This is a genomic window from Mongoliibacter ruber, assembly GCF_003003005.1.
Taxonomy (GTDB): Bacteria; Bacteroidota; Bacteroidia; order Cytophagales; family Cyclobacteriaceae; genus Mongoliibacter; species Mongoliibacter ruber.
Genome location: NZ_PVTR01000002.1, coordinates 49,646 through 63,954, shown reverse-complemented (window position 1 = coordinate 63,954; position 14,309 = coordinate 49,646). Strand labels below are relative to the sequence as shown.

Annotated in this window: 11 protein-coding genes; 6 read left to right on the top strand and 5 right to left on the bottom strand. The window is 39.8% G+C overall.

The window, feature by feature from the left end; translation table 11 throughout:
* Nucleotides 1-133 precede the first annotated feature (133 nt).
* Genes rodA through CLW00_RS03590 form a run of 5 tightly spaced genes read right to left on the bottom strand, consistent with a single transcriptional unit; the run spans nt 134 to nt 5,592 of the window.
* Nucleotides 134-1,408: a rod shape-determining protein RodA gene (rodA, locus tag CLW00_RS03610; protein WP_106132297.1), complete on the bottom strand. Its 1,275-nt coding sequence runs from the start codon at nt 1,406-1,408 to the stop codon at nt 134-136.
* Between the two features lies 1 nt (nt 1,409).
* Entirely contained in the window at nt 1,410-3,209 is a 1,800-nt protein-coding gene (gene mrdA, locus CLW00_RS03605) for a penicillin-binding protein 2 (protein WP_106132296.1), read from the bottom strand.
* A complete protein-coding gene (locus CLW00_RS03600) occupies nt 3,209-3,730 on the bottom strand; it encodes a rod shape-determining protein MreD (protein ID WP_106132295.1) in 522 nt (173 codons plus the stop codon). Before CLW00_RS03600 ends, mrdA begins: the two co-directional genes overlap by 1 nt.
* The gene (gene mreC / locus CLW00_RS03595; protein WP_106132294.1) at nt 3,723-4,556 is read right to left on the bottom strand and encodes a rod shape-determining protein MreC; all 834 of its coding nucleotides are present in this window, start codon (nt 4,554-4,556) and stop codon (nt 3,723-3,725) included. The genes CLW00_RS03600 and mreC overlap by 8 nt, the downstream gene beginning before the upstream one ends.
* 7 nt (nt 4,557-4,563) lie before the next feature.
* Nucleotides 4,564-5,592: a rod shape-determining protein gene (locus CLW00_RS03590; protein ID WP_106132293.1), complete on the bottom strand. Its 1,029-nt coding sequence runs from the start codon at nt 5,590-5,592 to the stop codon at nt 4,564-4,566.
* Between the two features lie 221 nt (nt 5,593-5,813).
* On the opposite strand from CLW00_RS03590, the gene CLW00_RS03585 reads away from it, so the two are divergent.
* The 6 genes from CLW00_RS03585 (at nt 5,814) to CLW00_RS03555 (ending at nt 14,121) form a co-directional block, all read left to right on the top strand.
* Nucleotides 5,814-6,284 (top strand): ribosome maturation factor RimP, encoded by a 471-nt coding sequence (locus CLW00_RS03585; protein WP_106132662.1) that lies wholly within the window; start codon nt 5,814-5,816, stop codon nt 6,282-6,284.
* A gap of 5 nt (nt 6,285-6,289) precedes the next feature.
* The gene (gene nusA / locus CLW00_RS03580; RefSeq protein ID WP_106132292.1) at nt 6,290-7,534 is read left to right on the top strand and encodes a transcription termination factor NusA; all 1,245 of its coding nucleotides are present in this window, start codon (nt 6,290-6,292) and stop codon (nt 7,532-7,534) included.
* A gap of 68 nt (nt 7,535-7,602) precedes the next feature.
* Nucleotides 7,603-10,581 carry a translation initiation factor IF-2 gene (infB, locus tag CLW00_RS03575; RefSeq protein WP_106132291.1) on the top strand — a complete coding sequence of 993 codons (2,979 nt, stop codon included), beginning with the start codon at nt 7,603-7,605 and terminating at the stop codon, nt 10,579-10,581.
* A 353-nt stretch (nt 10,582-10,934) separates the two neighbouring features.
* Complete coding sequence (locus CLW00_RS03565; protein ID WP_106132290.1) at nt 10,935-11,483, top strand: hypothetical protein; 549 nt, start codon at nt 10,935-10,937, stop codon at nt 11,481-11,483.
* 161 nt (nt 11,484-11,644) lie between these two features.
* The gene (locus CLW00_RS03560; protein WP_106132289.1) at nt 11,645-12,568 is read left to right on the top strand and encodes a transporter; all 924 of its coding nucleotides are present in this window, start codon (nt 11,645-11,647) and stop codon (nt 12,566-12,568) included.
* 11 nt (nt 12,569-12,579) lie between these two features.
* Nucleotides 12,580-14,121, top strand: coding sequence for a vanadium-dependent haloperoxidase (locus tag CLW00_RS03555; protein WP_106132288.1), 1,542 nt, complete (start codon nt 12,580-12,582; stop codon nt 14,119-14,121).
* The last annotated feature ends 188 nt before the right edge of the window (nt 14,122-14,309 follow it).

Here is a 14,309-nt window from a genome sequence, read left to right as displayed (position 1 = left end):
TGCAATCGAAATTTTTTTCAACAGCGATATATGGAAGCCTAAAAATTGTAAAAGGACTTGCCATGAGCAAAAGAGTATATCGAAGAGAATTTATGACTTGAATCTTGAAAATAGCTTTTTATTTTGGGATGATTTAGCCCATTCTTCCAAGCAATTGAATTCTGTGCGAATCTAATTTGATGAAAATAAACAGTAAAATGGTAAATGACCAAAGTGAGGATCCTCCATAACTAAAGAAAGGAAGGGGGATACCTACCACAGGAAACAAGCCAATAGTCATGGCGATATTGATCATAAAATGGAAAAAGAGAATCGAAATTACACAGTAACCATATACTCTGGAAAAACGGTTTTTTTGTCTCTCTGCCAGCATGACTAATCGAACAAGTAGTGCACAGAAAAGCGTAACAACTATAAGACTTCCAAGCCAGCCAAACTCTTCCCCTAATGTACAAAAGATAAAATCTGTGTGTTGTTCCGGCACAAAGTCAAATTTGGTTTGAGTACCTTCAAGATATCCTTTTCCCAGAAAACCTCCCGAACCGATGGCAATCTTTGATTGTGTCACATTCCAACCCGCCCCTAAGGGGTCAAGATCTGGGTTGAAAAGGACCATGATCCTGTTTTGCTGATGTTCGGGCAATTTAGAGACTACATAATCCAAGCTATAGCTGTAGCCGATAATGACGATTCCTAGGATTGCAAAACTTATAATTCTGGATATCTTTTTTTTGCCTATCATAATAAGCAAGAAAATAACTGCTGCTACACCTACTACCAAGTAAAGATTGTTTTCTATACCCAATGCCAATAATGAAATGGCGATAAAAGTCAGACCTAGGACATAGTATCTTTGAGGCATACCCTCCCTGTAGAACATTATAAAAAACGCAGAAAACACCATAGCAGTACCGGTATCAGGTTGCAACATGATGAAAAAGACGGGCAACATAATGATTGCCAAAGCTTGTAGTTGGTGTTTGACTTGGCTGAGATCAAAGCTTGGTCTTTCCATAAATTTGGCCAAAGCAAGAGCTGTGGTGAATTTAGCAAATTCAGCGGGTTGAATCCTTAAAGATCCAAATCCGATTGAGAGGGTTTGACCGTTCACTTCTTTTCCTATAAAAGGAGTTATGATCAGAAAACCTAAAAACAGGAAATACAATATCCATGAGAGGTTTTCAAATAATCTATAATCAGCTACCATAATCAGTAGGATTATTAGCACTGCGACACCTATACGAACCAGTTGTTGGCCGGAGTTAATCGATAAGTCAAAAATACTTTTTGGGAATTGCTCATCATATACTGCAGCATAGATATTAAACCAGCCAATAAGCAACAATACAGCATAGATAGCTATTGTAATCCAATCAATTTTATTGATGTATAAATCGTCCTGTCTCACTTTACATAAATTTTCCTGCCAACACGTATTCTTCTAGGGACGGGCGCGTAATTTCACCGCGCAGGTATTTTTCGATCATTAGACTGGCCGTACTTGCAGCGGCTCGACCGCCCCAGCCTGCATTTTCTACATATACAGCTATGGCGATTTTGGGATCTTCTTTTGGAGCGAATGCAATAAATACAGAATGGTCTTCACCTTGGGGGTTTTGGGCGGTACCCGTTTTCCCTGCAATGGTGATATCTTTTATTGCAGCACGGGCGGCTGTGCCATAGATAGCCTCGGCCATGGCATCTTGTACCAGGTCAAAGTGATGAGATTCGACACCAACATCCATTTTTGTTCTGTACTTTTCAGGGATTCTTCTTGGGTCTCCATCAATTGCTTTGACTAGATGAGGGACATAATAATAACCTTTATTGGCAAAAATAGCTGCCAAGTTCGCCATCTGAAGTGGGGTGACTAGCATTTCTCCCTGTCCAATAGACAAGGAATAAATGGTAGAGTACTTCCACCTACCTGATCCATACACCCTGTCATACAAGGTACTGGAAGGTATTGAGCCACCTTTTTCATTGAACAAGTCTACCCCAAGAGGGCCTCCTAGTCCAAATTTTAGAACATATTCTCTCCATGCATTCAAACCGATTTCGGTATCCTTGAAAGTGCTGCTGGAAACCTCTCTATTGATCATGGCTCTATATGCCTGATGATAATAGGGGTTGCAGGAATTTCGGATGGCACCAAATAGGTTGACAGGGCTGGAGTGGTTGTGACATGCCACTAGAGACCGGTTACAGGCATAGGTGGTATTTGGTGTCAAAACACCCATTTGAAGCCCTACCAATGACTGCACAATTTTAAAGATTGACCCAGGAGGGTACATGGCCATTATGGGTCGGTTAAAAAGAGGCCTACTTTCATCTCTATTTAGGAGTAAGTAATTGCTGCTGAATTTGGAACCGGTCAGTACATTTGGGTCATAACTTGGTGCTGAAATCATAGAAAGGATTTCACCAGTTTTAGGCTCTATCGCTACTACAGAGCCTCTCTTTCCTTCCATCAGCATCTCGCCGTATTTTTGGAGTTCAATGTCAATCGTAGACGTTAAATTCTTTCCTGCTACAGAAGCAGTATCAAATTCACCTCCTTTAAAGGATCCTTTGTCTATACCCCTTACATTCACCATTTTGTACTTGACCCCTTTTACACCTCGCAAGTCTCTTTCATAAAAACCTTCAATACCGCTAAGTCCCACATAGTCTCCTTGACGGTAATATTTTACAGTGTCGCGCTCTAGTTGTGTGGCACTTATTTCCCCAATGTACCCAAGAGCATTGGCTGCACTCGGTTGAGGATAAGAGCGGACCGCTCGGGTCATGACAAAAAGTCCCGGATAATCAATCAAGTAATCCTGTATTTTGGCAAACTCAGATGTTGAAATCTGTTTGATCAGAGGAGATGGTTTGACACTGGAATACTTTCTGGCAGCGGTATAGCCTTCAATAAGATCTTCCTTACTAATTTGGAAAATTTCACAGAATCTGACAGTATCTTTTATGTTGAATTCTTTAGGGATGACCATTAGGTCAAAAATAGGGTTGTTGTAAACCATAATGTTGCCATTACGGTCATTTACCAGTCCCCTGTAAGGATGGTCAACTACTCTTTGGATGGCATTTCTTTCCGCTCTCTTCAGGAAGCTATCGTCTGCAACCTGAATCAAGAATAATTTGGTCAGTAATACCATACCTACCAAAATGATGGCAATAATGATGGTAATCGGCCTCTGTTCGTTCATTAAATTCCCCTTCTTCTCCTGTAAAATAACAGCTGAACAATAATACTCATTATAAAGACAAAAATAGTACTGAATACAATTTTTTGAACGACAGGTAAGTATAAATTAGTGCCTAAATTTTCGATATAAAAAAATAAAAAATGATGAAGTAAAAATAAAGGCAAACTGTATGTCAAAAACCACCCAAAGCCCATATTGAGCATAGAAGGCTGTAGGTCATCATCATAACCGCCCGTTGGTGTCAGAATTTTTAACCATCCTGCTCTGACAAAACTTACAGCTAAAATACTGGCAGTGTGAATACCTAGCGTATCATAAAACAAGTCCACACCGATTCCCAAGAAAAAGGCAATCAGCAGAGAGGGAATAGTTTTGAGATCTACAGGTAAAAGCAAAATATAAAGCACGTACAAAAAGCAAAACGCTGTACCAAAAAGAACGAGGTTTTTCAACAGAAGCACCTGGATGATTAGGTAAAGTATAAAGCCTATTGACAACAAAAATAAACGTCCGCTACTCATTACTGATTCCGTTAGATTGATAGAGTTCGTTCAGTTCTTCCTCTTGGTTGTTTTCTACCAAATAAACATAAGAGACACGACTGAGGTCTGCGGTAAGCTCTATTGTAATGTCTAGATAGTTAGTGTCAGAGCCTTGTTTGACTTCTGAAACATGGCCTATGGGAATCCCCTCAGGAAACACAGCATTGTATCCTGAAGTAACCACCTGATCGCCTTTCTGAATACTCACATGCCTGGGAACATAAAGGAGTTTTGCGTACTTGGAATCTTTACCATCCCATTTGGTAGATCCAAAAACTTCAGTAGAAGCTATTTTAGAAGAAATCAACAAGTCAGTATGTAAAATTGAAATAACCGAAGCAAAATTCCTCGTAACCCCTTTTACCCTACCAATTACTCCCTCCTCGTTAAAAACGCCCATTCCTTCTTTGATGCCATGGTTTGCACCTTTATTAAGCGTGATAAAGTTCTGGGATAGGTTGATCGAATTATTGATCACTTTTGCACCTTTAAACTGGAAACTATGGAGAAGAACGCTATCCAGTTCGATAAAAACACTATCTGCAGGTTTTTGGTACTTTTCAAGTTCAGCAAGGAGTTCTGCATTTTTTTCCACCAGATTCTTGTTCACAGTAGCCAATGAAAAGTACTCCGCCACATTATTTTGGGCGGTAAGCACAGAGCCACTGAGTTGATTGGCACTATTGAAAAAAGCGGAACCTTGTTGCGAATTATAAGAGACAATCAGCCATATGGCGATTGCCTCCAAAAAGATGAATAATAAGAAAGCTCTTAGCCTGTATAGGAATAATAAAATGCTTTGCATTCAAACATTAGGTCATCAAAACGGTTCTGAAATTATGAATATTTTTCAATGCGGTGCCAGTACCTCTCACCACAGCTCTCAATGGATCCTCTGCTATATGAATCGGCAGTTTAGTTTTTTGATGCAATCTTTTGTCCAAACCTTTAAGTAATGCTCCTCCTCCGGTTAGATGTATTCCATTATCATAAATATCTGCAGAAAGTTCCGGTGGTGCAATCTCCAAAGCTTTTAATACTGCTTCTTCTATTTTGGATACAGACTTATCCAAAGCAAATGCGATTTCTGAGTAAGATACCTTGATGACTTTAGGGATACCTGTCATCAAATCTCTTCCTCTGATTTCGTAATCTTCAGGAGCATCATCTAGTTCTGTCAATGCAGAACCGATGGCAATTTTCACTTTTTCAGCAGAACGTTCACCGATAAGAAGATTATGTTGCCTTCTCATATAATCAAGAATATCCTTGGTAAATGTATCTCCAGCTACGCGAATAGACTGGTCAGCTACAATCCCTGAAAGCGCGATAAGGGCAATTTCAGTTGTACCACCACCGATATCTACTATCATTGATCCCATTGGTTTCTCAATGTCTATCCCGATACCTATTGCAGCAGCGATTGGTTCATACACCATATATACCTCCTTGGCTCCTGCATGCTCAGCCGAATCCCTTACTGCTCTTTTTTCCACTTCAGTAATACCTGAAGGAATGCAGATCACCATTCGGTGAGACTTGGGAAACATGCTTTTCTTATGACCTGGGATCATTTTGATCAGTCCTCTGATCATTTGCTCAGCTGCATAAAAATCCGCAATCACTCCGTCCTTGAGAGGTCGGATGGTCTTGATGTTTTCATGGGTCTTTTCGTGCATGTTCATGGCATCTTTGCCTACAGCCAGAACCCTGTTGGTAGTCCTGTCTATTGCAATGATGGATGGTTCATCCACGACTATTTTATCTTTATGTATGATCAGCGTGTTGGCTGTACCTAAATCAATAGCAATATCACTTGAAAAAAAATCGAATAATCCCATTATAGTATTTTGATAGAATTTGTCTTTGAATTAATGGTCAAACTTAGCACAATATGTGCAGAACATTCAACGTGGGTCGGCAAAATTATTATCTAATTGTCAATTTATTACAAGAATGCTGTTTTTTTTTGTGGTAATAATTTTGTTACCTTTGCATTGTATTATCCAAGGTAACGGGAGGGGACATGAGTCCCCTCTTTCGTTTATTACCTAATATCATTATGAGTACTAAGCAAGTTATAGAAGAAATAGTTGAAAAACATCTACCGGATGAAAGTCACTTTGTTGTAGAAGTTCAGATTATAGACAAGGGAGCTAAATCCCAAGTAAAAATTCTTATAGACGCTGATGCCGGGCTTAATATTGATACTTGTGCTATTGTCAGTCGGCAAGTTGCTGAAGAAATAGAAGCCAAGGAATTATTGGATGAAGCTTACATACTGGAAGTTTCCTCACCGGGCCTGGACTTCCCTCTTTCTTCCAGAAGGCAATATGAGAAAAATATTGGAAGAAAAATCAAGGTAAGTTTAGAAGACGGTAAGGATATTGAGGGAGAGCTATTAGCTGTAGAAGCTACAGCCATTCAGCTCAAGATTAAAGTAAAAGGAAAAGGGAAGAAAGCTACTGAAGAAACCTTCTCAATAGCTTTTGACCAGATTAAAAAATCAATTGTGTTAGTCTCTTTTAAATAAAAACAATGGATGCTAAAGTTCTAATAGAATCATTTGCAGAATTTGCAAGATCTAAAAATGTGGATCGTCCCACCATGATCCGTATACTTGAAGATGTATTTAGAGCGATGATTCGCAAGAAATATGAAACGGATGAAAATTTTGATGTGACCATCAATGCAGATAAAGGTGACTTGGAAATTTTAAGAATCAGGGAAATTGTTGATGACAATTCTGAAGATATCTGGGATTTCGATAAAATCAGTTTGTCTGATGCACAGAAAATTGAGCCCGATTTTGAAGTTGGCGAAGAAGTGTACGAAAAGATCGAGTTGGAGGAGTTTGGAAGAAGGGCTGTAATGATGGCCAGACAGACTCTGATACAGAGAATAAAAGATCTTGAAAAGGATTTACTTTTCAATCAGTACGAAGAGCTTGTAGGAGAGATTATCTCAGCAGAAGTTTATCAGATACTCGGAAGAGAAGTACTTTTGATAGATGGAGAAGGCAACGAATTGATTTTACCTAAAAGTGAGCAAATTTCTAAGGACCGCTTTAGAAAAGGAGATTCTGTAAGAGCTATCGTGCATAAAGTGGAGATGGTGAATGGTAACCCCAAAATCATACTGTCAAGGACATCTCCTATTTTCTTGGAGAGGTTGTTTGAAAATGAAGTTCCTGAAGTATTTGACGGATTGATTACAATAAGGAAAATTGTCAGAGAACCAGGAGAAAGAGCAAAAGTTGCAGTTGAATCTTATGATGATAGAATTGATCCTGTAGGTGCCTGTGTAGGTATGAAGGGAAGTAGAATTCACGCCATCGTTAGAGAATTGCAGAATGAAAATATAGACGTCATCAATTATACAGATAATTTGGAACTTTACGTAGCCAGGGCATTGAGTCCTGCAAAGGTAAGTTCCATTGCCGCAGACGCAGAAAAGAAAAGACTTTCTGTTTATCTAAAGCCTGACCAGGTGTCCATGGCTATAGGTAAAGGAGGGTTTAACATCAGACTAGCTTCTAGATTAGTTGGATACGAAATTGATGTATTCAGAGAATTAAGTGAGATGGAGGAAGAAGATGTGGACTTGGAAGAATTTGGGGATGAAATCGAAACTTGGGTAATTGACGAGTTGAAAAAAACAGGATTAGATACTGCAAAAAGTGTCTTGACTCTGACAAAAGAAGATTTGTTGAGAAGAACAGAACTTGAGGAAGAGACTATAGATGAAGTATTTAAAATCTTGAGACAGGAATTTGAACAGTAAATAAGAGCCGATTTCCACAATAATTGGCCTATATTTGCCAAAACTATATTATAGAGAGTTTTTAGCGTATGTCAGAAGAAAGAACAATGAGATTGGGCCAAGTAGCCAGGAAACTCAACGTAGGTATATCTACGATTGTAGATTCTTTGGCCAAAAAAGGCTTCGAAGTAGAAAACAACCCCAACTCCAAAATCAACATGGAGCAGTTTAACATGTTGGCCAAGGAGTTTAAGTCCTCTGCTATGGAAAAAGAAGAGGCATCTCATCTCTCTATTGGTAAGCGTCATCACGAGACATTCACCATTGAGGCTGAATCTGATGCAAAAGAGGAAAAGAAACCCGCTCCTGCACCTGAAGCCAAAGAGAAAGAGGTAGTAAAGCCAGAACCTAAGCCCCAGCCAGTTAAAGAAGCTGAGCCAGAGGTAAAAAAGGTTGCAGCGGAAGCACCCAAATTGCAAGGCATAAAGGTTTTGGGCAAAATTGACCTAAACCCTCCCAAAAAGGAAGCTCCAAAAAAAGAGGAGCCTAAGCCAGAGAAAAAAGAAGAACCCAAGGCCAAGGTGGAAACTGCAAAACCTGAAGCCAAAGTAGAAGAAAAACCTCAGGCTGTGAAGCCTCAGCCAACTGACGACGCAAAAACTGAGAGCATAAAAGAAAAAGTAGAAGAGGCTAAAAAGGAAACTCCTGTCAAAAAAGAGGAGCCCAAAAAAGAAGTCCCTAAGAAAGAAGAACTGAAGAAGGAAGAGCCTAAAAAAGAGGAGCCTAAAAAAGAGGCGCCAAAAATGGAGAAGCCTTCTGGTCCTATAAAACCCAAGGAAACTACTGAAGCGATTAAGCCAGCAGAAAATAAAGTTATATCTGCTAAAGCGGATGCCCTGAAAGGTCTTACTGTATTGGGTAAAATCGAACTTCCGGAAGACAGGTCCAAGAAAAAAGGAAAGCCTGTGGCTTCCTCGGACGAAAAAGGAAAAGAAAAGAAAAAACGACCTAGAAAAAGGATCGATAAAAATACCGGTGGCCCTAATCAACAAGCCCGACCAGGTGGTCCAGGTAGTAGACCTGCACAAGGAGGTAATCCTAACACGAGGGATCGTAGAAACCAAGGCGCCAAGGGTAAGCCAGGTCAAGGTGCCGGAAGGGTACAAAAAGCTGAGCCTACCCAAAAAGAAATCCAAGATCAGATCAAACAAACTCTTGCAAGATTGCAAGGTGGAGGTAAATCCGGTGGAGGTAAATCAAAAAGAAGAGATAAAAGAGTTGATAAATCAAGAGATGAATTTGAAGGTACAGAGGAAACAAAAATCCTTAAAGTAACCGAATTTATTTCAGCAAATGATTTGGCTTCATTAATGGATGTTTCTGTTAATCAAGTGATTTCAGCTTGTATGTCTCTGGGTATGTTCGTTTCTATCAACCAAAGATTGGATGCGGAAGCCATCACGATTATTGCAGATGAATTTGACTACGAAGTTGAATTTACCAAGTCCGATGAGGAAGAAAGTGTAATTGAAGAAGCTGATAGCCCTGAAGATTTGAAGCCTAGAGCTCCTATTGTCACAATCATGGGACACGTGGATCACGGTAAGACATCTCTCTTGGATTTTATCAGAACTTCCAAAGTAACAGATGCTGAAGCGGGAGGTATAACCCAACATATCGGTGCTTATGATGTGACCACTTCTACAGGTGAAAAAATCGCATTCTTGGATACACCAGGTCACGAAGCATTTACAGCAATGAGGGCTCGTGGTGCCAAAATTACGGATGTTGCGATTATCGTGATTGCCGCGGATGATGATATCATGCCTCAAACCAAAGAAGCTATCAACCATGCTCAAGTGGCAGGGGTGCCGATGATTTTTGCGATCAACAAAATCGATAAGCCAAACGCCAATCCAAATAAGATTAAAGAACAGCTCGCCAATATGAATCTCTTAGTAGAGGAATGGGGAGGTAAATACCAATCTCAAGATATCTCTGCCAAAACAGGCCTTGGTATTGATGAACTTTTAGAAAAAGTGTTGCTGGAAGCAGAAGTGCTTGAATTGACAGCCAATGCGGATAAAAATGCAGTAGGAACAGTAGTCGAGGCTTCCTTGGATAAAGGACGAGGTTATGTGACCACAGTAATGGTTCAGGCAGGAACCCTAAAGGTTGGGGATGTATTGCTTGCCGGTCAACATTATGGAAAAGTCAAGGCAATGACTGACCATAAAGGCAAAAAACTTTCAAAAGCAGCTCCTTCTACTCCTGTACAGGTACTTGGACTAAGTGGAGCACCGCAAGCTGGCGATACCTTCAAGGTATATGATAGTGAGCGGGAAGCAAGAGAAATTGCTAACTCAAGAGAGCAAATCCTCAGAGAGCAAAGTATGCGGACCAAAAAGCATATCACGCTGGATGAAATTGGAAGAAGGCTGGCAATTGGTAGTTTCAAAGAACTTAACATCATTATCAAGGGTGATGTGGATGGATCTGTGGAAGCACTTTCTGATTCAATGCTCAAACTTTCTAAAGATGAGGTTTCAGTCAATATCATTCATAAAGGTGTGGGACAGATTTCAGAATCTGATGTGCTATTAGCCTCAGCTTCTGATGCCATTATCCTAGGCTTCCAAGTAAGACCATCAACAAATGCCAAAAAATTGGCAGAACAAGAAGAAATCGAAATCAGACATTACTCTATAATCTATGATGCGATCAATCAGATCAAAGATGCTATTGAGGGAATGTTGGAGCCTGAATTTGAAGAAATCATTACCGGTAATGTACAGGTAAGGGAAGTATTCAAAATATCTAAAATTGGTACTGTAGCTGGTTGTTATGTAACAGATGGATACATTACCAGAAAGAATAAAATCAGGATCATCCGTGACGGTATCGTTATCCATGATGGAGATATCGACCAACTGAAAAGGTTTAAGGATGATGTTTCTGAAGTGAAAGCAGGATATGAGTGCGGTGTTTCAATCAAAAAATTCAACGATATACTTGTCGATGATACTATTGAAGGCTACATGATGCAAGAAATAAAGAAAAAGAAGTAATTTCTTATTGCCTTATAAATGAAAGGAACGGTGCAAATCGTTCCTTTTTTGTTTTTTTGCAGGATGAATGAAGTTGCGGTTTTAATATTGGCTTGCATATTTTGGCTATCACTATCAAGCCTGCTTATCGGATTGGTCCGCCCGGTAATTGTATTATGGTTTTTGGATAGGTTTAATAGATTGAAAGTTTTAAAAATATATGGAGGGATTGCCTTGGGGGCATTCATACTTTTTAGATTATTATGTTGCCTTGGTCAATAGAAATTGTTTAAAATTCTGTTTTTTAAAGCTTTATCAAGTTTTCTGTTTGGTTTTAAAAATTATTGTTACTTTTAAAATTCAAATAGCCTTAAGTGAAAAGATTCATCGCCATATTTCTTTTGTGTTGCTTTGGTATATACCATTTTGGATATTATGTGGCTTATTTTTCCTTCAATCTTCAGATAGAAAATACTTGGGTGGATAAAATTTACGGTGATAAATTAGATGGTTTGGAAGAACGATTCTTGGAAATCCCGATGACACTACCCTATATGGCTGATGAGGAAGAATTCAGGCCTTCCAATACCCGATTTGAAAAAGATGGACAGCACTTTAGGGCTGTAAAGCAACGGTATGTTAACGACACACTTCAGATAGTCTATGTGCCGGATACCACTAAAAATTCTCTTGACAATACCATCAAAACTTGGATCAGCTCTTTGGTTCAAGATGAATTACCTGATTCGGGGAATAATACTTTGCTTTCGAAAACATTTGTAAAAGATTATATACAGCCTGAAAACCAGTTAGTTTATGGTTTTAGTGTGCTTGATGAAAGACAATTGATAGGGTTTATTTTTTCAGCTTATCAGAGTCAATACCTCAATTTGAATACCCCTCCTCCGGAATTATTTTCCTAACACAAGTACGGTACCTTTCTTCATATTTGATTTCCAAGTTTACTTGGGACAATATGTACTATAGCTATGTTTAGCACTGCTTTTTGGGTAAGTGCTGTCATGTCTTCACTGTATTTGTGATTTTTCAATACAAATTCATTATTCAAACCTAATCTATCAACATGAAAAATTTGATCAGGTCGGCGGTTGCTTTGACCTTATGTTATATACTTCCAAATGTACCTACTTATGCCCAGTTGCCATTCGATGAAATCTTAATGCCAAAAGGAGAGATCTGTGCGGCAGTGATCTATGAAAATAGCAAATGGGATCAGTATTGGGAAGGTGACTATCTCCGTGAAAATGCCAATATCGGCACATTTACAAGACAGATGCTTATGCCAATGGTGGCAGTTGGCATTACAAATAAAATCAATATTATAGCCTTTTTGCCTTATGTCAGTACTGCGGCATCTGCTGGCACACAAGTCGGCCAATCAGGAGTACAAGACCTTAACATTTCTTTAAAAGCGGAATGGCTGAATCAGCAGGTTGGCAAAGGGAATTTGATGTTTCTCACCAATACCCATTTCAGTACACCTGTAGGAAATTATCTGTCAGATTATATGCCTTTTAGTATAGGTGCAGGTGCGCCAGAATTGGGTCTGAGAGGAATTGGAGCTTACCGAATGGACAATGGCTTAGTATTCAGGGCCACGATGGCTTATTTGTGGAGAGGGCAGACTGAGATCGAAAGGGATTATTACTACCAAGATGGAAGTGTCTATTCTCCTTTTATGAATGTTCCCAATGCCTTGAATATTCATGGAGCCATCGGGTATTGGACTCTGGAAAACAGGCTGAGATTGGAAGCCACCTATATGAGCCTCAATTGCCTGAGCGGGGATGATATCAGGTCTTATAATCGTCCGCAGCCTACCAATAAGATGGAGGTTAGTCAGATTGGCGTGTGGACTCAGTATTACATCAATGCTGATAAAGGATTAGGCGCTATCGCTTACTTCAATCATACCCTAAGCGGAAGAAACTCCGGAAAGGCCAACACCATAGGCCTTGGTCTTACTTATCAGTTCAAAGTTTATTAAAAGCTTCAATTATGAAAAAATATATACTATCTCATTTTAGCCTAATTTTAGCGCTTTTTCTACTGAGCTCCTGCTTGGAAGAAACACCTTCATTTCTTGAATTTGAAGACTATAATTTTGAGAATATTGACGAGGAGGGAGGAACTTGGCAAACAATCCTAATATCAAATCCAGCCCAAGTTGGCATTCCTCAGCCTGAGCCTGTCAACTCTACCTCCTATCAGGCAGAACTAGATGAAATTAAGCTTATAATGGCTGATATTTCACCTTCTGAAAAGCAGGCTATTGCTTATTGGGGCAATAACCCTGTGATTCGATGGAATGAAATCGCTTTGGAAATGGCCGCAAAGTATAACCTGATTCCCGGTCCAAATCCAGATGGAACTTATACTTTACCCAATCCTGGCAATCCTGTGGGGCCACCTGCATTTCCATTTGCCCATCCTCCTTATACCAGCAGGATGTTGGCCTACCTGAGTGTTGCTCAATTTGATGCTTTGGTGGTAGCATGGCACTACAAGTTTCAGTACAGAAGAGATGCTCCATATCAGAATGATCCTTCAATAGTATCAGCCTATGCTTCGAGTAATTTACCGGCTTTTCCATCACATGGAGCTACAGTAGCGAAAGTTTCAAAGGATATCCTCACGATGATGTTTCCTCTTGAGGCGGGTTTTTTAGAGGAAAAATACCAGGAACACATAAAAAGTATTAAACAGGCAGGAATAAATGTCTCAAGTGATATTGATGCAGGAATATTGATAGCTGAGGAAGTGGTGAAGTTAGCTAAATCCCGAGCGTCTACTGATGGTATGGCCAAGGCTCAAGCTCCAAAGCCTGTTTCAGACTCTCTTGCAAATGCTGCCTTTGAGCGGTTTGGTTGGATGTGGCAAAATACAGAAGTGCCAAAAAGACCTGTTGGTCTTACCCCGCTATTTGGCCAAGTAAAAATGTGGCATGTTCCTTCTGTTGAAGAAGTCCGCTCACCTCCTCCTCCCGCCATAGGTTCTCCCCAATTTGAAGAAGATGTGAAAGAACTCAAAAAATATGCTGCACATATGACGATTGCGCAGCGAAGGATTGCCAACTGGTGGGAAGACGGGATTGGTTCTTACACTCCTCCAGGCCATTGGAACAAATTTGCCAAAATCTCAATCGTGAAGAATAAACTGAATCCCTTACGAGCGGCTAGAGTATTTGCCTATATGAATACTGCCATTATGGATGCAGGAGTAGCATGCTGGGACACCAAGTATTATTACCACTATCCACGACCTGTAGAAAGTATATCAGGATTCAAAACAATTCTGGGGACACCTAACTTTCCGGCCTATACTTCAGGACATAGTACTTTCTCAGCTGCTGGAGCAGAGGTGCTTTCTTATATCTTTCCTGAGGAGGCCTCCCAATTCAGTGCATGGGCGGAGGAGGCTGCGGTTTCGAGAATTTATGGAGGTATCCATTATAGATTTGATGCCGAAGAAGGAGTCACACAAGGCAAGAAGGTAGGGACTTATGCTGTTAAAAAGGCGAAAGAAGATGGCGCACGATAGATAAACTATACATCGGTATGTTGGGTTCTGCCCTTCTTAATACCCATAAGGAGTATTTTACTTATACGAGAAGCTTCCTTTCAATACATTGACACAGTTATGAAGTGTCAATTTTATGTAAACAGAAATAAAAATTAATAATAGGGTTATGTTACACGATAAAACCAGCCAAACTTTGGCTGGTTTTT

Coding starts and splice junctions, on each gene's coding strand:
- CLW00_RS03555 (WP_106132288.1), top strand. CDS start 12,580: ATGAAAAAATATATACTATCTCATTTTAGCCTAATTTTAGCGCTTTTT.
- nusA (WP_106132292.1), top strand. CDS start 6,290: ATGGATGCTAAAGTTCTAATAGAATCATTTGCAGAATTTGCAAGATCT.
- CLW00_RS03590 (WP_106132293.1), bottom strand. CDS start 5,592: ATGGGATTATTCGATTTTTTTTCAAGTGATATTGCTATTGATTTAGGT.
- mrdA (WP_106132296.1), bottom strand. CDS start 3,209: ATGAACGAACAGAGGCCGATTACCATCATTATTGCCATCATTTTGGTA.
- CLW00_RS03600 (WP_106132295.1), bottom strand. CDS start 3,730: ATGAGTAGCGGACGTTTATTTTTGTTGTCAATAGGCTTTATACTTTAC.
- mreC (WP_106132294.1), bottom strand. CDS start 4,556: ATGCAAAGCATTTTATTATTCCTATACAGGCTAAGAGCTTTCTTATTA.
- infB (WP_106132291.1), top strand. CDS start 7,603: ATGTCAGAAGAAAGAACAATGAGATTGGGCCAAGTAGCCAGGAAACTC.
- CLW00_RS03560 (WP_106132289.1), top strand. CDS start 11,645: ATGAAAAATTTGATCAGGTCGGCGGTTGCTTTGACCTTATGTTATATA.
- CLW00_RS03585 (WP_106132662.1), top strand. CDS start 5,814: ATGAGTACTAAGCAAGTTATAGAAGAAATAGTTGAAAAACATCTACCG.